General features: G+C 60.7%; 23 protein-coding genes. 3 read left to right on the top strand and 20 right to left on the bottom strand.

The window, feature by feature from the left end; translation table 11 throughout:
- Positions 1–85: 85 nt before the first annotated feature.
- Positions 86–1,093, bottom strand: a complete 1,008-nt coding sequence (locus PP4_RS08065; RefSeq protein ID WP_016498704.1) for an amidohydrolase family protein — start codon at positions 1,091–1,093, stop codon at positions 86–88.
- Between the two features lie 117 nt (positions 1,094–1,210).
- On the opposite strand from PP4_RS08065, the gene PP4_RS08060 reads away from it, so the two are divergent.
- Positions 1,211–2,074 (top strand): pirin family protein, encoded by an 864-nt coding sequence (locus PP4_RS08060; RefSeq protein WP_016498703.1) that lies wholly within the window; start codon positions 1,211–1,213, stop codon positions 2,072–2,074.
- Positions 2,075–2,190: 116 nt separating this feature from the next.
- On the opposite strand, the gene PP4_RS08055 is transcribed toward PP4_RS08060, so the two are convergent.
- The 4 genes from PP4_RS08055 to PP4_RS08040 all read right to left on the bottom strand — a co-directional run bounded on the left by PP4_RS08055 (position 2,191) and on the right by PP4_RS08040 (position 5,924).
- Entirely contained in the window at positions 2,191–2,916 is a 726-nt protein-coding gene (locus PP4_RS08055; RefSeq protein WP_016498702.1) for a dienelactone hydrolase family protein, read from the bottom strand.
- Positions 2,917–2,994: 78 nt separating this feature from the next.
- The gene (gene htpG, locus PP4_RS08050) at positions 2,995–4,899 is read right to left on the bottom strand and encodes a molecular chaperone HtpG (protein ID WP_016498701.1); all 1,905 of its coding nucleotides are present in this window, start codon (positions 4,897–4,899) and stop codon (positions 2,995–2,997) included.
- Between the two features lie 69 nt (positions 4,900–4,968).
- Complete coding sequence (locus PP4_RS08045; RefSeq protein ID WP_016498700.1) at positions 4,969–5,451, bottom strand: PaaI family thioesterase; 483 nt, start codon at positions 5,449–5,451, stop codon at positions 4,969–4,971.
- Positions 5,448–5,924, bottom strand: a complete 477-nt coding sequence (locus tag PP4_RS08040; RefSeq protein ID WP_041167656.1) for a PaaI family thioesterase — start codon at positions 5,922–5,924, stop codon at positions 5,448–5,450. The genes PP4_RS08045 and PP4_RS08040 overlap by 4 nt, the downstream gene beginning before the upstream one ends.
- Positions 5,925–6,078: 154 nt before the next feature.
- Here PP4_RS08040 and PP4_RS08035 point away from each other — a divergent pair, with 154 nt between their 5' ends.
- Positions 6,079–6,381 carry a hypothetical protein gene (locus PP4_RS08035; RefSeq protein WP_016498698.1) on the top strand — a complete coding sequence of 101 codons (303 nt, stop codon included), beginning with the start codon at positions 6,079–6,081 and terminating at the stop codon, positions 6,379–6,381.
- 67 nt (positions 6,382–6,448) lie between these two features.
- Here the strand turns inward: PP4_RS08035 and PP4_RS08030 are convergent, their stop codons facing one another.
- The 11 genes from PP4_RS08030 to sdhC form a co-directional block, all read right to left on the bottom strand.
- Positions 6,449–7,198 (bottom strand): DUF599 domain-containing protein, encoded by a 750-nt coding sequence (locus PP4_RS08030; RefSeq protein WP_016498697.1) that lies wholly within the window; start codon positions 7,196–7,198, stop codon positions 6,449–6,451.
- A 247-nt stretch (positions 7,199–7,445) separates the two neighbouring features.
- Positions 7,446–8,759: a branched-chain amino acid transport system II carrier protein gene (brnQ, locus tag PP4_RS08025; RefSeq protein WP_016498696.1), complete on the bottom strand. Its 1,314-nt coding sequence runs from the start codon at positions 8,757–8,759 to the stop codon at positions 7,446–7,448.
- A 373-nt stretch (positions 8,760–9,132) separates the two neighbouring features.
- A complete protein-coding gene (gene sucD / locus PP4_RS08020) occupies positions 9,133–10,017 on the bottom strand; it encodes a succinate--CoA ligase subunit alpha (protein WP_003254203.1) in 885 nt (294 codons plus the stop codon).
- Positions 10,017–11,183: an ADP-forming succinate--CoA ligase subunit beta gene (sucC, locus tag PP4_RS08015; RefSeq protein ID WP_008091914.1), complete on the bottom strand. Its 1,167-nt coding sequence runs from the start codon at positions 11,181–11,183 to the stop codon at positions 10,017–10,019. The genes sucD and sucC overlap by 1 nt, the downstream gene beginning before the upstream one ends.
- A 172-nt stretch (positions 11,184–11,355) precedes the next feature.
- Positions 11,356–12,792 (bottom strand): dihydrolipoyl dehydrogenase, encoded by a 1,437-nt coding sequence (lpdA, locus tag PP4_RS08010; RefSeq protein WP_016498695.1) that lies wholly within the window; start codon positions 12,790–12,792, stop codon positions 11,356–11,358.
- Between the two features lie 93 nt (positions 12,793–12,885).
- Positions 12,886–14,106 carry a 2-oxoglutarate dehydrogenase complex dihydrolipoyllysine-residue succinyltransferase gene (odhB, locus tag PP4_RS08005; RefSeq protein WP_016498694.1) on the bottom strand — a complete coding sequence of 407 codons (1,221 nt, stop codon included), beginning with the start codon at positions 14,104–14,106 and terminating at the stop codon, positions 12,886–12,888.
- Between the two features lie 42 nt (positions 14,107–14,148).
- The gene (locus PP4_RS08000; protein ID WP_016498693.1) at positions 14,149–16,980 is read right to left on the bottom strand and encodes a 2-oxoglutarate dehydrogenase E1 component; all 2,832 of its coding nucleotides are present in this window, start codon (positions 16,978–16,980) and stop codon (positions 14,149–14,151) included.
- A gap of 245 nt (positions 16,981–17,225) precedes the next feature.
- The gene (locus PP4_RS07995) at positions 17,226–17,930 is read right to left on the bottom strand and encodes a succinate dehydrogenase iron-sulfur subunit (RefSeq protein WP_008091906.1); all 705 of its coding nucleotides are present in this window, start codon (positions 17,928–17,930) and stop codon (positions 17,226–17,228) included.
- An 11-nt stretch (positions 17,931–17,941) separates the two neighbouring features.
- Positions 17,942–19,714, bottom strand: coding sequence for a succinate dehydrogenase flavoprotein subunit (sdhA, locus tag PP4_RS07990; protein ID WP_016498692.1), 1,773 nt, complete (start codon positions 19,712–19,714; stop codon positions 17,942–17,944).
- Between the two features lie 3 nt (positions 19,715–19,717).
- The gene (gene sdhD, locus PP4_RS07985; RefSeq protein WP_016498691.1) at positions 19,718–20,086 is read right to left on the bottom strand and encodes a succinate dehydrogenase, hydrophobic membrane anchor protein; all 369 of its coding nucleotides are present in this window, start codon (positions 20,084–20,086) and stop codon (positions 19,718–19,720) included.
- Positions 20,080–20,466, bottom strand: coding sequence for a succinate dehydrogenase, cytochrome b556 subunit (sdhC, locus tag PP4_RS07980; RefSeq protein WP_008091902.1), 387 nt, complete (start codon positions 20,464–20,466; stop codon positions 20,080–20,082). The genes sdhD and sdhC overlap by 7 nt, the downstream gene beginning before the upstream one ends.
- 352 nt (positions 20,467–20,818) lie before the next feature.
- Between sdhC and gltA the strand changes: the two genes are divergently transcribed.
- Complete coding sequence (gene gltA / locus PP4_RS07975; protein WP_016488282.1) at positions 20,819–22,108, top strand: citrate synthase; 1,290 nt, start codon at positions 20,819–20,821, stop codon at positions 22,106–22,108.
- A gap of 100 nt (positions 22,109–22,208) precedes the next feature.
- Here the strand turns inward: gltA and PP4_RS07970 are convergent, their stop codons facing one another.
- From PP4_RS07970 to PP4_RS07955, 4 genes are all read right to left on the bottom strand, one after another.
- Positions 22,209–22,814, bottom strand: a complete 606-nt coding sequence (locus tag PP4_RS07970; protein ID WP_016498690.1) for an START domain-containing protein — start codon at positions 22,812–22,814, stop codon at positions 22,209–22,211.
- 33 nt (positions 22,815–22,847) lie between these two features.
- Entirely contained in the window at positions 22,848–23,102 is a 255-nt protein-coding gene (locus PP4_RS07965; protein ID WP_009684718.1) for a YkgJ family cysteine cluster protein, read from the bottom strand.
- A 129-nt stretch (positions 23,103–23,231) separates the two neighbouring features.
- The gene (locus tag PP4_RS07960; RefSeq protein WP_016498689.1) at positions 23,232–23,711 is read right to left on the bottom strand and encodes a hypothetical protein; all 480 of its coding nucleotides are present in this window, start codon (positions 23,709–23,711) and stop codon (positions 23,232–23,234) included.
- 64 nt (positions 23,712–23,775) lie between these two features.
- Complete coding sequence (locus tag PP4_RS07955) at positions 23,776–25,218, bottom strand: aminotransferase-like domain-containing protein (RefSeq protein WP_016498688.1); 1,443 nt, start codon at positions 25,216–25,218, stop codon at positions 23,776–23,778.
- Positions 25,219–25,448 lie beyond the last annotated feature (230 nt).

The raw sequence follows: 25,448 nt of genomic DNA, 5'->3' as shown, positions 1-25,448 counted from the left end.
TTCGCGGGCGCGCCCGCTCCCACATGTTCCGAAGCCTCTACAGTACCTGTGGGAGCGGGCATGCCCGCGAAGAGGCCGGCACAGGCTATTGCTGATCCTTGGGCAACACTGCCAGAAAATTCTCCCGGGCCACTTTGTTGGCTACCTGTTCTGGCAATGCATCCAGAAACGGCCTGAACCCGTGCATCTGCTCCCCCAGGCTGCCAAAGCGCCCCACCACATCCGACCCCAGCATGAACCGCTCCGGGTACCGCTCGACCAATGCCACCCAGGCCTTGCGCGGCACGCCCTTGTCATCCAGCAGATAGGGCTGCAGCACACTCCACGACAGGTCGACATACAGGTTCGGGTAATCCTCCAGCAACCGCGTCAGCACCGGGAGCAAAAAGTCCATCTGCGTCTGGTGCCGGTGGATCTCCATGCTGCTGCCGGCGTGCGCCCAGATGAACCGCGTGTGCGGGTGATTGCGCAGCGGCTCTTCGATCTCTGCCAGGTACAGCGGGTTACGCTCGCGTTTTGAAGTGATATTGGAATGCAGCAGTACCGGCAGGTCCCGCTCGGCCGCCAGATGGTAAATGCGCGTCATGGCTTCGTTGTTGGCGCGCGGCGTGTCGCCACTGGTCAGCGCTGTCAGGTCATCGTGACGGGTGAAAACCTCGCCGATTCCCTCCCACAGCCCCGGGTACATATCGAGCATGCGCTCGATATGGCTGACAGCGTTCTTGTCCACCGGGTTGAAACCCGTCAGGAACGGATGAAAGCGTTTGCGCTGCTCTATCGGCAACTGCTGCAGGGCGGCCGCCACGTAGGTATCGGTGGCGCTGTACCAGTAGGCATCGGCATCGTCACCGGCGTAATACCGCGGGCGCTTGGGCTCGTCTTCATGCCATTTTTTGGCCACCGGTATGCCGGAAATCATCGACTGCTCGATGCCTGCGGCATCCATGGCCTTTAGCAACGCCGGCATGCCTTCGCTCTCCTGGAAGAAGTCGACGTAGTGCAGGTGGGCATCGCTGTAGCGGTAGTCGCGTGCCTGTGCCGCCTGGCACAGCCAGCCAGACAACAACACGCAGGCCAGCGCTCGGGCAATCATGGGCAGCTTCCTTCTACGGGTATGGAAACAGTAGACCGGCCGGCAAACGATACGGTTCAGCCGCACCAGGCAAACCGCTATGCTTGAGGCATTTCCACCGCGCCTGGAGCCCACCCCATGAGCAGCCCCCTGATCATCCGCCCACGTGCCGAATCGGTCGAGGGCCAGCCGATCCTGCGCCCGCTGCCGGCAGCACAGTGCCGTAGCGTCGGCCCGTTCGTGTTCTTCGACCATATGCTCGAAACCGACTATGCCCCGGGGCATGGTATGGACATCCGCCAGCACCCGCACATCGGCCTGTCGACCCTGACCTACCTGTTCGAGGGGGCGATCCTGCACAAGGACAGCCTCGGCTCAGAGCAGCGGGTGCTCCCCGGCGATGTCAGCTGGATGACGGCTGGCAGCGGCGTGGCCCATGTCGAGCGTACGCCGGCAGATGCCCTGGCCCATGGTTCGCGCCTGCACGGCTTGCAAGTGTGGCTGGCTTCGCCGCGCGCGCACGAACAAGGCCCGGCGAGCTACAGCCACCACCCGGCGGCGAGCCTGCCGGTGAGTGACCACCTGGGGGTACGCATCTGCCTGATTGCTGGCACCGGGTTCTGCCTGGAGTCACCGGTGCCGGTGCTCTCCCCTACCCTTTATGCGCACGTACAGATGCAACCGGCGACGACGCTGCTGATACCAGCTGAACACGAGCAGCGGGCGCTTTACCTGCTGGATGGCGAGTTGCTGCTGGGCGATGAGGATGTGGAGCCTTGCAGCCTGGTGGTGCTGCCGGAGGGCGAGGACGTGACGCTGTATGCGGACGCAGAGTGCCAGTTGGTACTGATTGGCGGGGAGCCACTGGATGGGCCGCGGCGAATGAACTGGAATTTCGTGGCAAGCGACCCGGAACTGATCGAGCAAGCCAGGGCACGGTGGGCTGCGGGGGATTGGCCGGTGGTACCGGGGGAAACTTCAAGGATCGAGTTGCCCCGGTAATTTCGGGGCTGCTGTGCAGCCCATCGCCGGCAAGCCAGCTCCCACAAAGAGCAGCGCACGCTGTACCAGTGGGAGCTGGCTTGCCGGCGATGGGGCGCAAGGCGCCCCCTGCTATATCAGCGCTGGAACACTTCTGTCAGCAGGTTGTGCATCGCACGGAAAGCCCGTTCCGAGGTGCGGCGGTCATACTGCATCTTGCCCGGCACATTGGCATTCGGATCGGTAAACGAGTGCACCGCCCCGCCATAGCTCAGCAACTGCCAGTCTACCTTGGCCGCGTTCATCTCCTCCTCGAACGCTGGCAACTGCTCTTTCGGCACCAACGGGTCGGATGCACCATGCAACACCAGCACCGAGCCCTTGATGTGCTTGCCATCTTCAGGCTTCGGGGTGTCCAGGGTGCCATGGAACGACACCGCCGCACGCAGGTCGGCACCACTACGAGCAAGCTCCAGTGCACAACAGCCACCGAAGCAGAAGCCGAACGTGGCAACCTTGCCAGGCTCCAGCAGCGCCTTCGACTGCCCCAGCAGTTGCGCCAGGGCTTCCTGCATACGCTTGCGCAACTCGCCACGGTCGTTTTTCAGCGGCATCATCGCCGCACCGGCCTCGTCGGCATTGGACGGGCGCACCGATTGGCCATACAGGTCGGCAATCAGCACCACATAACCCTTCTCGGCCACTTCCTTGGCGATGCGCTCGGCACCTTCGCCAATGCCCATCCAGTTCGGCGCCATCACCAGGCCTGGGCGGCCCAGCGCCCCTGGCTCATAGACCAGGCGGCTTTCGTAAGCCTTGCCGGACAGGTGATAAACCAGCGATTCGACGATTACCTTGCTCATCAAGCACTCCTTAGGCACTTTCGATAAAAAGCCCGCCATGAAAAAAGCCCGCCGAGGCGGGCTTTCCTTTACATCAACTTAAACAGACAGCTCTACCAGCAGCTTGTTCAGGCGACGAACGTAGGCCGCCGGGTCCTTCAAGCTGTCACCGGCCGCCAGGGCCGCCTGATCAAACAGAATGTGCGACAGCTCGGCGAAGCGGTCTTCGCTCTGCTCGTTGTCCAGTTTCTCGATCAGCGGGTGGCTTGGGTTGAACTCGAAGATTGGCTTGGACTCCGGTACCTTCTGCCCGCTGGCTTCCAGAATCTGGCGCATCTGCAAGCCCAGGTCCTGCTCGCCAATGGCCAGGATAGCCGGGGAGTCGGTCAGGCGGTGCGACACGCGCACGTCGGCCACGCTGTCACCCAGCGCGCCCTTCAGGCGCTCGACCAGGCCTTCCTTGTCCTTGGCGACTTCTTCCTGGGCTTTCTTGTCTTCTTCCGAATCCAGGTTGCCCAGGTCCAGGTCGCCACGGGCGACGTCGACGAAAGCCTTGCCGTCGAACTCGTTGAGGTAGCTCATCAGCCACTCGTCGATACGGTCGGTCAGCAGCAGCACTTCGATGCCCTTCTTGCGGAAGACTTCCAGGTGCGGGCTGTTCTTGACCTGCGCGTACGACTCGCCGGTGAGGTAGTAGATCTTGTCCTGGCCTTCCTTGGCGCGAGCCAGGTAGTCGGCCAGGGCAACGCTCTGCTCGCCGCTGTCGTCGTGGGTAGAGGCGAAGCGCAGCAGGCCGGCGATCTTCTCCTTGTTGGCGAAATCTTCGGCCGGGCCTTCCTTCAGCACCTGGCCGAAGTTTTTCCAGAAGCCCTTGTACTGCTCGGGTTCGTTCTTCGCGAGCTTCTCCAGCATGTCCAGCACGCGCTTGGTCAGCGCGGTCTTCATCGACTCGATGATCGGGTCTTTCTGCAGGATTTCGCGGGACACGTTCAGCGACAGGTCGTTGGAGTCGACCACACCTTTGATGAAGCGCAGGTACAGCGGCAGGAACGATTCGGCCTGTTCCATGATGAACACGCGCTGCACGTACAGCTTCAGGCCGCGCGACGCTTCGCGCTGGTACAGGTCGAACGGTGCACGGGCCGGCACGTACAGCAGCGAGTTGTATTCGAGCTTGCCTTCGACCTTGTTGTGGCTCCAAGCCAGCGGGTTTTCGAAGTCATGGCCGATGTGCTTGTAGAACTCCTGGTATTCCTCGTCCTTGATCTCGGTACGCGGACGGGTCCACAGGGCGCTGGCACGGTTGACGGTTTCCCACTCTTCGGCTGGCTGCTCTTCGCCTTCGGCGGCAGCCTGCTCCTTCGGCAGCTGGATAGGCAGGGCGATGTGGTCGGAATACTTCTTGACCACGTTGCGCAGGCGCCAGCCATCGGCGAACTCTTTCTCTTCCTGCTTCAGGTGCAGGACGATACGGGTACCGCGCTGTGGCTTGTCGATGGTGGCGACTTCAAACTCGCCCTCGCCTTTCGACGACCAGTGCACGCCTTCGGCAGCAGGCTGACCGGCGCGACGGCTGTACACGTCGACCTTGTCGGCCACGATGAACGCGGAGTAGAAGCCCACACCGAACTGACCGATCAGGTGCGAGTCCTTCTTCTGGTCACCGGTGAGGTTCTTCATGAAGTCGGCGGTGCCTGACTTGGCGATGGTGCCCAGGTGAGCGATGACGTCTTCGCGGCTCATGCCGATGCCGTTGTCCTCAAGGGTAACGGTACCGGCATCCTTGTCGAAGCTCAGGCGAATTTTCAGTTCATCGCCACCTTCAAGCAACTCTGGCTTGGCCAGGGCTTCGAACCGCAGTTTGTCCACCGCGTCGGAGGCGTTGGAAATCAGTTCCCGCAGGAAGATTTCCTTGTTCGAGTAAAGCGAATGAATCATGAGGTGCAGCAGTTGCTTTACCTCGGTCTGGAAGCCCAGCGTTTCCTTTTGTGTTTCCACAGTCATGGTCTTCGAAACTCCGATCTGATTGCAGTGGCGCCTGGCGGCCGGTTCGGCCTGCGTTAATGGCGGATGTCATTCAGATGGGGGCTGCCCGGATGATTTCAAGGGCTTTTCCGGCTCGATCTTGAAATGCGCACGGGCGGTGGCAATTGGCGCCTGCCTGTCGCCCTGCCATGCGGTAATGGCCACATTGGTCACCCGGCGGCCCTGGCGCCACAGCTGGCATTGGGCGTAGGTATCGCGAAAATGCCCAGCGCGCAGGTAGTCGATGGAAAAATCGATCACCTTCGGGATACTCGCGCTTTCGCTGTAGATCAGCAGGTACAGCGCGGCGGACAGCTCCATGAAACCCGCAATCACGCCACCATGGATGGCGGGCAGCAACGGGTTGCCGATGTTGTCGGGGTTTGCTGGGAGGCGGAACAGAAGGTCATCGCCCTGACGCTCGCATTCGATGCCAATCAGCCCTGCGTAGGGAATCAGTGCCAGCAATGGCCGGTAATCACCGACCGCGTGGGCGGCGTTGAGTTGCTGGCGAACCGCGTACGGAATCATGCGCCTCCCTCCTTCAGGTTATTGCCGAACCGGATACCGCCCTTGATCTCCTGGCCCAGGCGCATGAAGGTCCCCACCACCTGGCAGATCGGCTGGTCGGGGTCGTCCTGGTAGGCGGTGCCACGGGTGAAGATCACGTCGCGGGTAACCCGGTAGCACTGGGCGTGGCCGTAGATGGCCTTGCCGGCTTCGGCCGGGTGCATGTAGTCGATGCGCAGATCCAGTGTCGGGCACACCTCGAAGCGCGGCAGCACGCAGAGGGTGGCCATGCCGCAGGTGGTATCCATCAGCGTGGTCAGCGCCCCGCCATGTACCGCGCCCGTTTGCGGGTTGCCGACAATGGCCGGCGACCAGGGCAATACCAGGGTCATGCCATTGCCATCGGCCTGGGCCACACGCATGTTCAGCAACTGGCAATGTTTAAGGGCCGAGAGAAAACGCTCGGCCATGGCCATCAAGGTTGAATCGCTCATTCGCTGTTTCCACCCGCACTGCCGCAGCGGCATAAAAATGTTAAAAAGTCTATATAGAACGGGGCGTTATATATCTGTAATCTTCGCGGAACTTATTCCGCGTAGTTGCACTCGAAGGAACAAGTCACTTATTCCACCAAGGAGAAACACCCCCATGCGTAAACCTTTTGCTTTTGCTCTGATGCTGGCCGCTGCCATGGGCCTGGCCGCTTGCGATAAAGCGAGCGAAGACAAAGCCCAGGACGCACAGCAACACGCCGAGCAAGCCCAGGAGAAAGCGGGCGAAGCTCAGGATAAAATGAACGAAGCCGCCAAGGAAAACGCTGAAGCCGCCAAAGATCAGGCTGAAGCCGAGCAGAAGGCTGCCGAAGAAGCCGCTCCGGCTACTCCGGCTCCGGAAGCCGCGCCAGCTACCCCTGCGCCAGAAACTGCTCCGGCAGAACCTGCCAAGCAGTAATTGGCTAAAACAAAAAAACCCGACACTGTCGGGTTTTTTTGTACCTGCAATTTACGGATTAAACGTTTCAGTTACCCGTGACCGTACTTTCCCGGGCCGGTTCACCCGGCACACTTTCCGTGGGCGTGAACACCATCACATCCAGCACATCCGAATGGAACTCGCGACGGTAGAGAATCAACACGACCCCCACGCTCATGGCCATGAACAACCACGGGCTGATGAACCAGCTCAACATGGCCATGCCGAAGTAATACGAACGCAGGCCCAGGTTGAACTGGTTGGCGGCAAGCGACAATACCCGCGCAGCCCGCGAGGCGAATGCCTTGCGCTCCAGTTCGTTGACCAGCCGCTCTCCGATCATGGGCGCCGAACCCACCAGCACCGCTGCAAAGTTGTATTGGCGCATGCACCAGCTGAACGTGAAAAACGCGTAGACGAAGACCGTGGCCAGGCACAGCAGCTTGATCTCCGACATGCCCTGGGAGGTCTGCTGCACCAGCGGCAAGTCGGCCAGCAGCGACAGCGCCCGGTCGGAGGCACCGAGCACGGTAAGGATGCCGGCGAGGATGATCAGCGTGCTGGAGGCAAAGAACGACGCGTTGCGTTCGAGGTTGCCGATCACGCTGGCATCGGCGATACGGTTGTCGCGCAGCAGCATGCGGCGCATCCAGTCCTCACGGTACAGGTGCAACACGCTGGCCAGGCACGCGGTGTCGCGCCCCTTCCAGATGGCATAGCGGGTATAGCCACCCCAGCACAGGGCAAACCAGGCGATAGCCAGCAGGTTGTTGAGGTTGGTTTGGATGAAGTTCATGCAGGGTTCCCGAAAGGGCCAGATGCCTAGAGGATAGGGATCAGGTTTCGACGCTGGCAAGCGGCAAAAGACACAGCTGCACAGCGAAATGTGCATGGCTGGCGCAATCAGCTGCAGGAGCGCAAGGCGAAGGGGTTGCCCAAAAAAAGCCCCGCGTCCTTCCGGATGCGGGGCTTTCGCGTCTAGACCCTTGGCGAGCACCCTTCGGCTTGTGGCCGGTGCCGCCCTCAGGCTTCAACTTTTCAGGTCAGGCCAGCGCCTCGCGCGGCTTGCCAAGCATGCGGTCGCAGGCCACGGCACCAACCAGGGTCACCACCGAAGGCACCAACCAGGCAAGGCCCTGGTCGCTCAGCGGCAAGTGCGCCATGAAGTCCGGCAGCACGTGGGCAATGCTGCTGCCCTTGATTGCGTCGACCATGCCGAACAACAGCGACACCAGCATCACCGGTGCCAGGATGCGGGTCGGCGAGTTCCACAGGTCTTTCACGAAGCTCAGGCCCACCACCACGATGCACGGTGGGTAGATGGCAGTGAGTACCGGGATCGAGAACATGATCAGCTTGGTCAGACCCAAGTTGGAGATCAGCAGCGAGGAGCCTGCCAGGATCACTACCAGCGCACGGTACGACAGCGGCAAGATCTGGCTGAAGTACTCGGCACAGGCGCAGGTCAGGCCAACCGCAGTCACCAGGCAAGCCAGGGCGATGAGTACGGCGAGGAAGCCGCTGCCCAGCGAGCCGAAGGTGTGCTGCACGTAGGCATGCAGTACCGCCGCACCGTTGGTAGCGTCAGCCGCGATATCGTGGCTGCCGGCACCCAGGCGGAACAGGCTGATGTACACCAGGGCCAGGCCGACACCGGCGATCAGGCCGGCGATGATGGCGTAGCGGGTGATCAGCTTCGGCGACGTGACACCGCGCGAGCGGATGGCGTTGACGATGACGATACCGAACACCAGCGCACCCAGGGTATCCATGGTCAGGTAGCCATCGGAGAAGCCCTTGGAGAACGCGGCGGCGGCATAGGCCGGCTGTGCTTCACCAATGGTGCCGGCCGGCAGCGCGAAGGCAGCGATGCCCAGCACGGCCAAGGCGATGATCTTCAACGGTGCCAGGAAGCGGCCGACGGTGTCGAGCAGCTTGCCCGGATACATGGACACGGCCAGCACCACGGCGAAGTACACCAGGCTGTAGATGAACAGCGCCAACGGGCTTTCACCGGTCAGCGGTGCAACACCTACTTCGAACGACACGGTCGCCGTACGCGGGGTGGCGAACAGCGGGCCGACCGACAGGTAGCACACAGCCGCCAGCAGGCCGCCGAAGAATTTGCCGATCGGGCTGCTCAGGGCATCCATGCCGCCACCGACCTTGGCCAGGGCGACCACGGTGATGACCGGCAGACCCACGGCGGTCACCAGGAAGCCTAGTGCTGCCATCCAGACGTGCGGGCCGGACTGCAGACCGACGATAGGCGGGAAGATGATATTGCCCGCGCCAACGAAAAGCGCAAACGTCATAAAGCCAAGCGCCAGGATATCCTGGCCTTTGAGAACTTTCATTTAAGGTAGTACCACACTGCTGAAATCGGGATTCGAGAAGGGATTTCCCCAGGGGTGAGGGAAATGCTGCCCGGCTTGATAGGCCAGACCCGTTTAGCGTGTCGTTCCCTTTTGGGGAGCGGGCACAGAGTGGCGCGTAGATTAACCGTTTTACCCGACAAACGCACTGTTACAGTGCTGCTTGTCCGATGTGCGTACATGTTTGTCGTCTGGATATCTGTGCCAAGCGATAATTTATTGCCAATTAGCGTGAATGTCTGGTGGAAAAACCTGATAGGAACTATCGAATGTTCCATGTCGATAAAATACCCGGCGCAACAACGACAAAGGCCACCCGAAGGTGGCCTCTGTGCGCGTGGGGGGTGTAGCAGTATTACTTCTTGGCTTCCCAGCCAGTCAGCTCGGCCAGGGCCTTGCCGATGTCAGCCAGCGAACGCACGGTCTTCACACCAGCGTCCTGCAGGGCGGCGAACTTCTCGTCCGCAGTGCCTTTGCCGCCGGAAATGATGGCGCCAGCGTGGCCCATGCGCTTGCCCGCAGGTGCAGTAACACCGGCGATGTAGGAAACGACTGGCTTGGTCACGTGGGCCTTGATGTAGGCCGCGGCTTCTTCTTCAGCCGAACCGCCGATCTCACCGATCATCACGATCGCTTCGGTCTTCGGGTCTTCCTGGAACAGCTTCAGGATGTCGATGAAGTTGGAGCCCGGGATCGGGTCACCGCCGATGCCGACGCAGGTCGACTGGCCGAAGCCGGCGTCGGTGGTCTGCTTCACAGCTTCGTAGGTCAGGGTGCCGGAGCGCGAAACGATACCGACCTTGCCTGGCAGGTGGATGTGGCCTGGCATGATACCGATCTTGCACTCGCCCGGGGTGATGACACCTGGGCAGTTAGGGCCGATCAGGGTCACGCCCAGCTCGTCGCACTTGACCTTGGCATCCAGCATGTCCAGGGTAGGAATGCCTTCGGTGATGCAGACGATCAGCTTGATGCCGCCGAAGGCAGCTTCCAGGATCGAGTCTTTGCAGAATGGAGCCGGTACGTAGATGACCGAAGCGTCAGCGCCGGTAGCTTCCACGGCTTCCTTGACGGTGTTGAACACCGGCAGGCCCAGGTGGGTGGTGCCACCCTTGCCTGGGGTTACGCCGCCGACCATCTTGGTGCCGTAGGCGATGGCTTGTTCGGAGTGGAAAGTACCCTGCGAGCCGGTGAAGCCCTGGCAGATGACTTTGGTGTCTTTATTGATCAGGACGCTCATTACTTGCCCTCCGCAGCTTTGACAACTTGTTGAGCAGCGTCGGTCAGGCTGGTTGCCGCAATGATGTTCAAACCGCTTTCTGCCAGTACTTTAGCGCCCAGTTCGGCGTTGTTGCCTTCGAGGCGAACCACAACCGGAACCTTAACGCCGACTTCTTTCACTGCACCGATGATGCCTTCGGCAATCATGTCGCAACGAACGATGCCGCCGAAGATGTTGACCAGAACGGCCGCGACATTGCTGTCGGACAGAATGATCTTGAAGGCTTCGGTAACGCGCTCTTTGGTAGCACCGCCGCCAACGTCGAGGAAGTTGGCTGGCTTGCCGCCATGCAGGTTGACGATGTCCATGGTACCCATGGCCAGGCCGGCACCGTTGACCATGCAGCCGATGTTGCCTTCCAGGGCCACGTAGTTCAGCTCGAAGCTGGCAGCGTGGGCTTCACGAGGATCGTCCTGCGACGGGTCGTGGAAGGTTTTCAGCTTAGGCTGACGGTACATGGCGTTTGCGTCGATGTTGATCTTCGCATCCAGGCAGTGCAGGTCGCCGTCGGCCTTGATGACCAGCGGGTTGACTTCCAGCAGGGCCAGGTCGTGTTCTTTGAACAGCTTGGCCAGGCCTACGAAAATCTTGGCGAACTGCGCAACTTGCTTGCCTTCCAGACCCAGCTGGAATGCCAGTTCACGACCCTGGAACGGCTGAGCGCCGACCAGTGGATCGATAGTAGCCTTGATGATCTTCTCAGGAGTTTCGTGAGCGACTTTCTCGATGTCCACACCACCTTCGGTGGAGGCCATGAACACGATACGGCGGCTCGAGCGATCGACTACAGCGCCCAGGTACAGCTCTTTGGCGATGTCAGTGCAGGATTCGACCAGGATCTTGGTCACTGGCTGACCGTTGGCGTCGGTCTGGTAGGTTACCAGGCGCTTGCCCAACCATTGCGCAGCGAACGCCTTGGCGTCTTCCTTGCTGCGAACCAGCTTGACGCCGCCCGCTTTACCGCGACCACCTGCGTGAACCTGGGCTTTTACAACCCACTCGGAACCGCCGATCTTGTCGCAAGCTTCTGCTGCAGCTTCAGGGGTATCGACTGCGAAACCCTTGGAAACTGGCAGGCCGTATTCAGCGAACAGCTGCTTACCCTGATACTCGTGAAGATTCATGCTTTTTACCGTCTTCGTTAGGTACTGCGCTTCGGCGCTGCGCCATTACTGGCGCCGCACCACCTGTGACCGTTGACCCCGGGTTTTCCCGTGTGATCCGGTCCGGCGGACGTTCCGCGGTGAGTCATGCACGCAAGACTCACGACGGGCTGCCCGCCGTGGTTTCTTATAATTAACGCTTCTTACGGTTGGCCACGTGAATGGCGCCGCCATTCACCGCCAGCGCTGCTTCATGCAACGCTTCGGACAGGGTTGGATGGCTGAAGACCATCATGCCCAGATCCTCGGCACTGGTGCCGAATTCCATTGCGATTGCACCCTGCTGCACCAGTTCGGCAGCCGATGGGCCAATCACGTGTACACCCAGAACGCGGTCGGTCTTGGCATCGGCGATGACCTTGACGAAACCACCGGTGTCGTTGGCTGCCATCGCACGGCCGCTGGCCGCGAACGGGAAGGTGCCTACGTTAACCTCAACACCCTCGGCCTTCAAGGACTGTTCGGTCTTGCCGACCCATGCAATTTCCGGGTGGGTGTAGATAACCGACGGGATCAGGTCGTAGTTCATCTGGGCCTTGTGGCCCTTGATGCGCTCGACAACCATGATGCCCTCTTCCGAGGCCTTGTGGGCCAGCATCATGCCGCGTACCACGTCACCGATGGCGAACACGCCCGGAACGCTGGTGGCGCAGTGATCGTCGACGAAGATGTAGCCACGCTCGTCGATGGTCACGCCGCTGTCGGAAGCCAGCAGGTCGGTGGTTACAGGGCGACGGCCGACCGCAACGATCAGCTTGTCGAAGGTGATCTTCTGCTCGCCTTCGGCGTTGGTGTAGGTCACTTCGACTTCGTTGCCGTTGACTTTCGAGCCAGTAACCCGAGCGCCCAGCTTGATGTCCAGGCCTTGCTTGGTCAGGGTCTTCTGGGCTTCTTTCGACACGGCAGTGTCGGCAGCCATCAGGAAGGTGTCCAGGGCTTCCAGGACGGTGACTTCAGCACCCAGGCGAGCCCATACCGAGCCCAGCTCCAGGCCGATCACGCCGGCACCGATAACGCCCAGGCGCTTCGGTACGGTCTGGAATTCCAGGGCGCCGGTGGAGTCGACGATGACGTTCTGGTCGACCGGAGCCGGTGGAATGTCGATCGGGCGCGAGCCGGAAGCCAGGATCACGTTGTCGGCTTCGATGATTTCGGTGGTGCCGTCAGCCTTGGTGACTTCGACTTTCTTGCCAGCCAGCAGCTTGCCGTGGCCCTGGATCGAAGTAACGCCGTTGGCCTTGAACAGGGTGGCAACGCCACCGGTCAGGTTCTTGACGATGCCAGCCTTGCGGCCAACCATCGCGGCAACGTCCATCTTCACTTCACCAGTGGAGATACCGTGGACGTTGAAGCTCTCTTTGGCTTCCTTGTACTTCCAGGAGCTGTCCAGCAGCGCCTTGGAAGGAATGCAACCTACGTTCAGGCAGGTGCCGCCCAGGGCCAGCTTGCCCTCGGCGTCAGTGTACTTCTCGATACAGGCAGTCTTCAGACCAAGTTGGGCAGCCTTGATGGCAGCTACATAGCCGCCAGGACCTGCACCAATCACCACTACGTCGAATTTCTGGGTCATAAAAGATTCCTTATCAGCAACTAGCTACAAGCCGCGAACCGCGCGGCATGGCTTCTCGCGAAGCCAAGGCCGGCACGGTACGCAGCCAGAGGGTTAGATGTCCAGCAGCAGGCGGGACGGATCTTCCAGCAGGTTCTTGATAGTGACCAGGAAGGTTACCGCTTCCTTGCCGTCGATCAGGCGGTGATCGTACGACAGCGCCAGGTACATCATCGGGCGAATCACGACCTGACCATTGATGGCCATCGGGCGCTGGATGATGTTGTGCATGCCGAGGATGGCGGCCTGCGGCGGGTTGACGATCGGGGTCGACATCATCGAACCGAAGGTACCACCGTTGGTGATGGTGAAGGTGCCACCGGTCATCTCTTCGATGGACAGCTTGCCGTCACGGGCCTTCTTGCCGAAGGTGGCGATGCCGTTCTCGATTTCAGCCAGGCTCATCGATTCGGCGTTACGCAGTACCGGTACCACCAGGCCACGGTCGCTGGACACGGCAACGCCGACGTCGGCGAAGCCGTGGTAGACGATGTCGTTGCCGTCGATCGAGGCGTTGACCGCCGGGAAGCGCTTCAGGGCTTCGGTAGCAGCCTTGACGAAGAACGACATGAAGCCCAGGCGCACGCCATTGTGGGTCTTCTCGAACAGGTCCTTGTACTTCGAACGCAGGGCCATGACTTCGGTCATGTCCACTTCGTTGAAGGTGGTCAGCATCGCCATGTTGGACTGGGCTTCGACCAGACGCTCGGCGATCTTGGCACGCAGGCGGGTCATCGGCACGCGCTTCTCGGTGCGGTCGCCAGCAGCGACGACAACCGGGGCAGCAGCAGCGGCAGGCTTGGCAGCCGGGGCAGCGGCAGGTGCCGACTTCTTGTTGGCAACAGCAGCAACCACGTCTTCCTTGGTGACGCGACCGCCTTTACCGGTACCGGCAACGGAAGCCAGGTCGATGCCGTTTTCTTCAGCCAGCTTGCGGGCGGCCGGGGCAGCAACCGGGTCATCTTCACCAGCATCGGCGGCAGCGGCAGCCGGTGCAGCCGCAGGAGCGGCTGCGGCGGCTGGAGCAGCGGCAGCACCGCCTTCAACGATCGAACCCAGCAGTTCGTCGGACAGGACGGTGTCGCCCTCGCCCTTGACGATGTCGCCCAGCACGCCATCGGCGGTAGCCAGTACTTCCAGGACAACCTTGTCGGTCTCGATGTCGACGATCAGCTCGTCACGCTTGACGGCGTCGCCCGGCTTCTTGTGCCAGGTGGCAACGGTGCCATCGGCAACCGATTCCGGGAAGGTTGGGGCTTTGATCTCGATAGCCATTATCTGTGTTTCCTTAAATTCGGTTTCAGGTGCGCGAAGGCGTTAGACAGTGAAGGCGTCTTGCAGCAGTTTTTCCTGCTGTTCGGCGTGCTTCGAAGCGTAACCACAGGCTGGTGCGGCAGACGCGTCGCGACCGGCGTATTCCAGGACCAGTGCCTTGTTGTGGCGGCCCAGGATACGGCGCATGTGGTGCTGGCTGCTGTACCAGGCGCCCTGGTTCATCGGCTCTTCCTGGCACCATACGGCGTGCTTGAGGTTGCTGTATTGCGCCAGGATTTCGACCAGGTCGTCTTCCGGGAACGGGTACAGCTGCTCGAGACGCAGGATGGCGATGTCTTCGCGGCCTTCGGCACGGCGTTTTTCCAGCAGGTCGTAGTAAACCTTGCCGCTGCACAGCACCAGGCGCTCGACCTTGGCCGGATCGATTGCGTCGATTTCCGGGATCACGGTCTGGAACGAGCCTTCTGCCAGTTCTTCCAGGGTCGAGATGGCCAGCTTGTGGCGCAGCAGCGACTTCGGCGTCAGGACTACCAGCGGCTTGCGCAGCGGGCGGATGACCTGGCGACGCAGCAGGTGGTAGATCTGTGCCGGAGTGGTCGGTACGCAGACCTGGATGTTGTGCTCGGCGCACAGCTGCAGGTAACGCTCCAGACGCGCGGAGGAGTGCTCCGGGCCCTGCCCTTCGTAACCGTGTGGCAGCAGCATGGTCAGACCGCACAGGCGGCCCCACTTGTGCTCACCGCTGGTGATGAACTGGTCGATCACCACTTGCGCACCGTTGGCGAAGTCGCCGAACTGGGCTTCCCAGATCACCAGCGCGTTCGGCGTGGTGGTGGAATAGCCGTATTCGAAGGCCAGCACCGCTTCTTCCGACAGGAAGGAGTCGTACAGGTCGAAGCGCGGCTGGCCCGGGAACAGGTTCTGCAGCGGAATGTAGGTGCTGGCGTCCTTCTGGTTGTGCAACACCGCGTGACGGTGCGAGAAGGTGCCACGGCCGATGTCCTGGCCGGTCATGCGGATCGGGTGACCTTCGAACTGCAGGGTGGCGTAGGCCATGGTCTCTGCATAACCCCAGTTGATCGGCAAGCCACCGGCCTGCATCTTCTGGCGATCTTCGTAGATCTTCGAGACCTGACGCTGAACGACGAAGCCTTCTGGCAGTTCCAGCAGCTTGGCCGACAGGTCTTGCAGGGTCTTGAGGTCGAAGCGGGTGTCGTGACGCGCAGTCCAGGCGTGGCCCAGGTACGGACGCCAGTCGACGAACAGCTCGCGGTTCGGTTCCTTGACCAGGCTTTTCACAACGTGCAGGCCATTGTCCAGCGCGTTGCGGTACTCGTCGATCTTGGCCTGAGCGCGTTCGGCGTCGATACGACCGGCCTGGATCAGCGCCTCGGCATACAGCTCACGGGTAGTGCGCTGCTTGCTGATCTGCTGGTACATCAGCGGCTGGGTGCCGTTCGGTTCGTCAGCCTCGTTGTGGCCGCGACGACGGTAGCAGACCAGGTCGATGACCACGTCACGCTTGAACTGCATGCGGTAATCGATGGCCAGCTGGGTGACGAACAGCACTGCTTCCGGGTCATCGCCGTTCACGTGCAGGATCGGCGCCTGGATCATCTTGGCAACGTCGGTGGCGTACTCGGTGGAGCGCGCGTCCAGCGGGTTGCTGATGGTGAAACCAACCTGGTTGTTGATCACGATGTGCACGGTACCGCCGGTCTTGAAACCGCGGGTCTGCGACATCTGGAAGGTTTCCATGACCACGCCCTGGCCGGCGAATGCTGCGTCGCCGTGGATCGAGATCGGCAGCACCTTGTCGCCGACGGTGTCGTTGCGACGGTCCTGACGGGCGCGCACCGAACCTTCAACCACTGGCGAGACGATTTCCAGGTGGGACGGGTTGAACGCCATGGCCAGGTGAACTTCGCCACCGGTGGTCATCACGTTCGAGGAGAAGCCCTGGTGATACTTCACGTCACCGGAGCCCAGCTCGTTCATCTTCTTGCCTTCGAACTCGTCGAACAGCTCGCGCGGGTTCTTGCCGAAGGTGTTCACCAGTACGTTCAGGCGGCCACGGTGGGCCATGCCGATCACGACTTCCTTGGTGCCGTAAGAACCGGAACGCTGGATCATTTCATCCAGCATCGGGATCAGGCTCTCGCCGCCTTCAAGGCCGAAGCGCTTGGTGCCCGGGTACTTGGTGCCCAGGTACTTTTCCAGGCCCTCACCGGCAGTCACGCGCTCGAGCAGGTGAGCCTGCACGTCAGCGGAAAACTCCGGACGACCGCGCACGCTTTCCAGACGCTGCTGGAACCAGCTGCGCTGCTCGGAATCGACGATGTGGGTGAATTCGGCGCCAATGGTGCGACAATATGTCTTCTGGAGTGCATCGAAGATGTCGCGTAGGCTCGCCTCCTCTTTGCCGATGAACAGGTCGCCGGCACGGAAGGTCGTATCAAGATCGGCATTGGTCAAGCCGTAGTGATTGATCGACAGGTCTACGGGCGCTGGACGCTGCCACAACCCCAACGGGTCAAGCTTGGCAGCCTGATGGCCGCGCATACGATAGGCCTGGATCAGTCGCAGAACTTCAACCTGCTTCTTCTCGTGTTCACTGCTCACGCTCCCGGCGGATACCGGTTGGGCGCGGCGCTGGTTCTTTGCCAGCAGTACGAAATGGTCGCGGATTGTCGAGTGCGATACATCAGTAGCGGTGCTGCCGTCGGCTGGCAACTTCTGGAAGTAAGTGCGCCACTCTTCTGGCACAGCGTTAGGGTCGTGCAGGTAGAGCTCGTAGAGCTCTTCCACATATGCAGCGTTACCACCTGAAAGGTGGGCGCTATCCCACATGCGCTGCATCACGCTTTCTTGCATGCTTGGTCACCCTCGATTAGGGGACTGATCGGCGAGAGCCACAGCAAACCTGGAAAAGTCCGAATAAAGCGACTGAACCACGCCACTTGGATCCTGCTGATTTTCCGGGTACCAGCCCGGAAAGCCCCTGCTGGTCTCATATCTTCATAGGTATGAACGCGGGCTTTGTGGGCCCTTGTTCGGGTTTTACCTCAGTGCGGGCTCAGCGCCCGCACCTCGGCTTACTGCAGTTACAACACTTTGTATCAGGTGCCGCTTTGCAGCAGCATGTTACGTACGTGACCGATTGCCTTGGTCGGGTTCAGACCTTTCGGGCAAACGTTTACGCAGTTCATGATCCCGCGGCAGCGGAATACGCTGAACGGGTCATCCAGGGACGCCAGGCGCTCCTGAGTCTTGGTGTCACGGCTGTCGGCCAGGAAGCGGTAGGCCTGCAGCAGTGCGGCAGGGCCCAGGAACTTGTCCGGGTTCCACCAGAACGACGGGCAGGAAGTCGAGCAGCAAGCGCACAGGATGCACTCGTACAGGCCGTCCAGCTTGTCACGTTCTTCAGGCGACTGCAGACGCTCGATGGCCGGGGCCGGCGTGTCGTTCTGCAGGAATGGTTTCACCTTCTCGTACTGCTTGTAGAAGATGCTCATGTCGACGACCAGGTCACGAATGACCGGCAGGCCCGGCAGCGGGCGCAGAACCAGCTTGTTGCCCTTGACCACGCCCGACAGCGGGGTGATGCAGGCCAGGCCGTTCTTGCCGTTCATGTTCATGCCATCGGAACCGCACACGCCTTCACGGCAGGAGCGACGGTACGAGAAACCCTCGTCCTTTTCCTTGATCAGCGCCAATACATCGAGAACCATCAGGTCCTTGCCGCCGGTATCGACGTCGAACGACTCCATCTTGGGCGCCGAGTCGGTGTCGGGGTTGTAACGATAAACTTCGACTTTCAACATAGCAGCCACCCTTAGTAAGTCCGGATTTTTGGCTCGAAGGCCGGAACGGTCTTCGGCGCAAAGTTGACGCCACGCTTGGCAACGCGCTTCTCACCCGGGTAGTACAGGGTGTGGCACAGCCAGTTTTCGTCGTCACGGTCTTCGAAGTCTTCACGGGCGTGAGCGCCGCGGGACTCTTTACGGGCTTCGGCCGCGATGGCGGTAGCTTCGGCGACTTCCAGCAGGTTCTGCAGCTCCAGCGCTTCGATACGCGCGGTGTTGAAGGCCTGGGACTTGTCGTTGATCTTGACGTTGGCGATGCGGTCACGCAGGCCGGCCAGCTGCTCGATACCCTTCTGCATGTATTCGCCAGTACGGAATACACCGAAGTAGTTCTGCATGCAGCTCTGCAGTTCGCGCTTGAGGCTGGCAACGTCTTCGCCAGTGGAGCGCTCGTTGAGCTTGTTCAGGCGGTTCAGGGCAACTTCGATGTCGGTGTCGCTGGCGTCGAGATGCTCGATGCCGTCGCTCAGCGCCTTCTCCAGGTGCAGGCCGGCAGCACGGCCGAATACCACCAGGTCGAGCAGCGAGTTGCCGCCCAGGCGGTTGGCACCGTGAACCGATACGCACGCCACTTCACCTACGGCGAACAGGCCAGGGATGATGTGATCCTTGCCTTCTTCGTCCATGGTGATGGCCTGGCCATGAATGTTGGTGGCAACGCCGCCCATCATGTAGTGGCAGGTCGGAACGACCGGCACCGGCGCGACGACCGGGTCGACGTGGGCGAAGGTCTTGGACAGTTCGCAGATACCTGGCAGGCGGCTGTGCAGCACTTCCTCGCCCAGGTGGTCCAGCTTCAGCAGTACGTGGTCCTTGTTCGGGCCCACGCCGTTGCCGGCGATGATTTCCTTGACCATGGAACGGGCAACCACGTCACGGCCGGCCAGGTCTTTCGCGTTCGGCGCGTAACGCTCCATGAAGCGCTCGCCGTGGGCGTTGATCAGGTAACCACCTTCACCGCGGCAACCCTCGGTGACCAGTACACCGGCGCCGGCGATGCCGGTCGGGTGGAACTGCCACATCTCGATGTCCTGCACCGGTACACCGGCACGCAGGGCCATGCCGATACCGTCACCGGTATTGATCAGGGCGTTGGTGGTGGAGGAGTAGATACGGCCCGCACCGCCAGTGGCCAGAACGGTGGCCTTGGACTTGATGTACATGGTTTCGCCGGTTTCGATGCAGATCGCGATCACACCGACGAAGGCGCCTTCCTGGTTCTTCACCAGGTCAACGGCGTAGTACTCGTTGAGGAAGGTGGTACCGGCTTTCAGGTTGCCCTGGTACAGGGTGTGCAGCAGCGCGTGACCGGTACGGTCGGAAGCGGCACAGGTACGGGCGGCCTGGCCACCTTTACCGAAGTCCTTGGACTGGCCACCGAACGGACGCTGGTAGATGCGACCGGTTTCGGTACGCGAGAACGGCAGGCCCATGTGGTCCAGCTCGAAGACCGCAGCCGGGCCTTCCTGACACATGTATTCGATAGCGTCCTGGTCACCGATGTAGTCGGAACCCTTGACGGTATCGTACATGTGCCAGCGCCAGTCGTCGTTCGGGTCGGCCGAAGCGATGGCGCAGGTGATGCCGCCCTGGGCGGATACGGTGTGCGAACGGGTCGGGAAGACCTTGGTGACTACGGCAGTCTTGTGGCCGCCTTGAGCCAGTTGCAGCGCTGCGCGCATGCCGGCGCCGCCGCCACCGATGATGATGGCGTCGAAGGAAATGGTTGGAATGCTAGCCATGGATCAGATACCCCAGAGAATCTGCACACCCCAGACGAAGTAAGCGAACATCGCAACGCCGCATACCGCCTGGAACAGGAAACGAATCGCAGTTGCCGACTTGCCGAACGACATAGGCGTCAGGTAGTCGGTTGCAATGGTCCACATGCCGACCCAGGCGTGAGCGCCCAGGGCAACGAGGGCCAGCAGACTGAAGATCCGCATCGCGTTGTTGGAGAACAGACCATGCCACTGGGTGTAGTCGATGCCTGGGTGGGCGATCACGTAGCCGATCAGGAAGAGGAAGTAAGCCGCGAGAACGACCGCAGAAACGCGCTGCGCCATCCAGTCATAGAGGCCCGAACGCGACAGGTTCGTGACATTGGTTACCATACCCAAACTCCCACCAGAACGATCAGCACCACGGAGATGACGATCACGATTTTCGAGCCCAGCTTGCCGCCTTCCAGCGTCTCACCGATGCCCATGTCCATGATCAGGTGACGAACACCTGCCACGAGGTGATAAAGCAGGGCGGACAGCAGGCCCCAGGTCACGAATTTGGCCAGCGGGCTGGTCAGACACGCCTTCACCTCACCGAAGCCTTCCTCGGAACCCAGCGATTTGCCCAGTGCATAAAGCATGATGGCAAGGCCGATGAACAGGATGACGCCGGAGATACGGTGCAGGATGGACGTGTACGCAGTGACAGGGAGCTTGATGGTCCTTAGGTCTAGGTTTACAGGTCGTTGGCTTTTCACGGCTTTTTTCACACTGAAGAGCCCCTAGCGAATCAGGGCAAAGTTGTTGGTAAGTGTACTGGTCAGGTACCCACCACCCAGGGAACGGCGACCCCCAGCAGTTCGGGCTTGCAAGCCCCTGGCGGTCGGGTGCCGAGTATAGACAGTTAGGCTGCTTATGACAACGTGACGGGGTAGCCCAAATAGCGCATTGCCTTTAACGAACAAAAGGCGTAAATGGGCGAGAATTTCGGGAAAAATCAGGCTTGAATGCCTGTTTCAACAAGCCTTTAGGCAAATTGACATCTGAATTTATCCCTCTATAGTGGTGCGGGCCCTGCGTGGGGGGTCTGTCTGATGATTTCTAGCATTAATAGGAGGCCACATGGCTGACAAAAAAGCGCAGTTGGTCATCGAGGGCGCTGCCCCCGTCGAGCTGCCCATTTTAACCGGCACCGTTGGTCCTGATGTAATCGACGTCCGCGGGTTGGGGGCCACTGGTCACTTCACCTTCGACCCTGGTTTCATGGCGACTGCCTCGTGCGAGTCGAAGATCACCTACATTGACGGCGACAAAGGTATCCTGCTGCACCGCGGCTACCCGATCGAGCAACTCGCCGAGCAATCCGACTACCTCGAAACCTGCTACCTGCTGCTCAACGGCGAACTGCCGAATGCCGAGCAGAAGGCCCAGTTCGTCAGCACCGTCAAGAACCACACCATGGTTCACGAGCAGCTGAAGTCCTTCTTCAACGGCTTCCGCCGCGACGCTCACCCAATGGCGGTGATGTGCGGCGTGGTCGGCGCCCTGTCGGCGTTCTATCACGACTCCCTGGATATCAATAACCCGCAACACCGCGAAATCTCCGCGGTGCGCCTGGTCGCCAAGATGCCGACCCTGGCCGCGATGGTCTACAAGTACTCCATGGGCCAGCCGATGATGTACCCGCGCAACGACCTGTCGTACGCGGAAAACTTCCTGCACATGATGTTCAACACCCCCTGCGAGATCAAACCGATCAGCCCGGTGCTGGCCAAGGCAATGGACCGGATCTTCATCCTCCACGCCGACCACGAGCAGAACGCCTCCACTTCCACCGTCCGCCTGGCCGGCTCGTCGGGTGCCAACCCGTTCGCCTGTATCGCCGCCGGTATCGCCGCACTCTGGGGCCCGGCCCACGGCGGTGCGAACGAAGCCGTCCTGACCATGCTCGATGAAATCGGCGATGTCTCGAACATCGACACGTTTATCGCCAAGGCCAAGGACAAGAACGACCCGTTCAAGCTGATGGGCTTCGGTCACCGCGTGTACAAGAACCGCGACCCGCGCGCCACCGTGATGAAGCAGACCTGCGACGAAGTCCTGCGCGAGCTGGGCATCAAGAACGACCCGCAGCTGGAACTGGCCATGCGCCTCGAAGAGATCGCCCTGACCGATCCGTACTTCATCGAGCGCTCGCTGTACCCGAACGTCGACTTCTACTCGGGGATCATCCTCAAGGCAATCGGCATTCCGACCAGCATGTTCACCGTGATCTTCGCCCTGGCACGTACCGTGGGCTGGATCTCGCACTGGAAAGAAATGCTCTCCAGCCCGTACAAGATCGGCCGTCCGCGCCAGCTGTACACCGGCGAGCAAAAACGCGACATCACTGCACTGAAAGACCGCAAGTAAGCTTTTTAGCCGAACGCAAAAAGGCTGCCCTTAGGCAGCCTTTTTTATTCCAGGTCCTGATGGCCGCAGCTCGGCCCTTGCGGGAGCCACGCGTTAAACCTCAGTTTTTCTCAGCCCGCTCGCGCAGCCCTTTCAGGGTATTGAACGGCGCATCCACCACGAACTTGTTGGCCACCATCGCCGGCACGCTACCACCCGGCTCGGTGTGCACCTGGTAGGTCACTTCCGTACTGTCGCCCTTGGGCACCAGCTTCCAGAAGCCCTCAACCTTGGCTACCCGCACAAAGCCCTTCTCTTCCGGTAGATAGGTCGGTTCTTCCTTCAAGTTCCGCACCAGGCTGCCGTCCGCCCCCTTGACAGTCGTCACACGCAAGATCGAATCACGCGGCGTCACCGGCCATGGCGTATTGAACTGGGTGTAGGTCCAGCTCTGGTCACCCTCATGCTTGAGCAGCTTCTGCGACTTGCACTCATGAATCCATGCACAGGCCCCGACCGCGTCTTCCTGCAACGCCTGCACCTTGGCCAGCGGTGCCTTGATCACGGTGACGCCCTGATAGGCCTTGTACTTGGAACCAGCCACTTCGCTGAGGGATATCTTGATCCCCTCCTCGTCCTTGGCCACCTGCCAGTTTTCGGCCCAGGCCGCAGGCGACAGCAGAACACCCACGCCACACAGCAGTGCAATACGCTTGAACGATCTCATCATGTTTATCCTTGTTGTCGAAGATCCAGCCTGTCACGCCGCCGTCATCTGTTCCCACCAGCCAAGAATCCTGATTGCCTCGTCACGATCACTGCCGCACACCTCGACATCTGCCTTGAAGCCGCCACATACCGCCGGCCGCTCGGGCTTGCCGAACAGGTCGCAGAGGTTGGCAGCCGTCAGGTGCAGGCAGCGCTCGCCAGCCGGCTTGCCATTGGGCATGCGCGGCATCGCAGAAGTGATGGACGGGGCGATGCAGCAGGCACCACAGCCCTCACGGCAATTCATGGTTATTCACCAAAATCAGGACTCCCTGGAACAAAACGGGACGAACGTCCCTGGATAGTAACCGCTCAAACAGGCGTTTGAAATTACTGGCACGATGAAATTTGCCGTGACCCGGCAGTCAGTTCCCGGCTACTGGCGATACTCGAAATCGATGGCTGCCCCTTCCACGTCATGACGGCTGTCATTACGCAACTGCAGCTGCATTTCGTTATTGATCAAGCGGCCATTGAGCTGGAACGGGCTGTCGCTGGTTTCCGGCTTTTCGGTAAACATGGGCGGCAGCAAAGGTTTGCGCCGCTGGATGGGCGACGGGGTACCCACATTCGGCTCCAGGTTGTCGACCATATCGACAGGCAGGCTGAGGTCCAGCTTTGCCTTGGGCAATGGTTTGGCGACCGCTTTGCTGACCGGCTTGTGCGCCTTGGCCTTGCTGTTGCCAGCCTTCTTCACCACCTGCTTCTGCGCAGGCTTGGCTGGCGCCTTTTTTTGCACATTTTTGCCCTGGGCTGCCTGCACCTGGCTTGCCGGCTGCGCAGCCAACGCTGGGCTGCCCAGGTAGCAGAACGGTGCTAGGCACAAGATCAAGGCAAAACGGCGCAAAGCTTTCATGGCAAATGGACAGACTGGCAAGAAAGGTGCGTATGCTCCATGTTCCACGGGCGGCTGGCAAGCCTTACAAAAGTGTGAGCGCAGGCTCCCTGCACAACTGCTGAGCCAGCAAACCCAGCGTAATCACTGCCCGCTCGGCCTCTTTGTTCCACGGGATGCCACAATTAAGGCGGATGCAGTGGTTGAACTGTTCTGTGTTACTGAATATTAACCCCGGCGCGATACTGATGCCTTGCTCCAGCGCCCGCACATGCAGCTCCTGGGTATTGACCCGCCCGGGCAGGCTTATCCAGAGGATGAAACCGCCCGTGGGCCGGGTCATCTGGGTACCCTCGGGGAAGTGCTGCTGCACCGCCAACTGGTAGGCACTGAGGTTCTTGCGATACTCCTGGCGGATGTAGCGCAGGTGCCGGTCGTAACCGCCATTTTCCAGGTAGGCCGCCACCCCCATCTGCGTCACGCTACAGGCCGAATGGGTGGTGAAGGTCTGCAGGCGCTGAATTTCGTCCTGATAGCGCCCGGCGATCATCCAGCCAACGCGCACACCAGGGGACAGGGTCTTGGAGAAGCTTGAACAGTAGATCACCCGGTCCAGGCGGTCGAATGCCTTCAGCGCCTTGGTCTTGCCTTGCTCGAACATCAACTCGCCATAGATGTCGTCCTCGATAATCTGAATATCGAAGTCTGACGCCAGACGCAGCAATTGCTTTTGCCGCTCCTCAGGGACCGTGCCACCCAGCGGATTGCTCAGGCGCGCCGTCAATACCAGGGCCTTGATCGACCACTGGTTAGCCGCCAGCTGCAAGGCTTCAAGGCTAATACCCGTGGATGGATCGCTGGGGATTTCGATCACTTTCAGGCCCAGCAAATCGGCCAGTTGCAGCAACCCGTAATAGGTCGGCGACTCGGCAGCGATCAGATCGCCCGGGCGGGTCAAAACGCGCAGGGACATTTGCAGGGCATCGACACAGCCATGGGTCACGATCACTTCACGCGGGTCGACCAGCACGCCGGCATCGCGCATGCGAATGGCGATCTGCCGGCGCAGCGGCTCGAAACCGGGGCTGAACATGTAACTGAAGGCGCGCGGACTGTGAAAGCGGGTGACCTTGGCAATTTGCTGATGCAGGGCACGCACTGGCAGGTAGTCGACATGCGGCACCGCGGCGCCGAACGGGAACACGCCATCACGGCGCGCCTCGGTCAGCACTTGCTGGATGATGCTGGCACGGGTGACCAGGCCCGGGCGCTCCACCCGGGCAATGTCCGGGGTTTGCGCGGTCAGGGCCGGCGTCTGGTGCACGTAGTAGCCAGATTGTGGCCGCGCGCGGATCAACCCTTGGTCTTCGAGGTTGGCATAGGCCTGCAGCACCGTGGCATGGCTGACATTGAGCTGGGCACTCATCTTGCGCACGGAGGGTACCCGCTCGCCTGGCTGGTAGACACCACGACGGATGTCATCGGCCAGTTGCTGGGCGATACGCTGGTACAGCAGCAGGTTGGTCATGGCGGCGGCTCGTTGTTCTTGTACGGCTCAGTGACGGTAGAGGATACCGTAACAGTTGCAAAGTGTACTGGGACAGAATGCAACATAGTCGACAATACAATAGCGTGATAGCTATCGAAACGACTAAGCCGACAAAAAGCAGGGCCGCATTGCGGCCGTTTCGCGGCACAAGGCCGCGCCTACAGGTTCTGCACATGTCCTGGGCTTGACACTACCCTGTGGGAGCGACT

Origin of the sequence: Pseudomonas putida NBRC 14164 (assembly GCF_000412675.1) — a bacterium.
In the GTDB taxonomy this organism is placed as follows: domain Bacteria; phylum Pseudomonadota; class Gammaproteobacteria; order Pseudomonadales; family Pseudomonadaceae; genus Aquipseudomonas; species Aquipseudomonas putida.
This window is presented reverse-complemented; position numbering and strand designations above follow the sequence as displayed.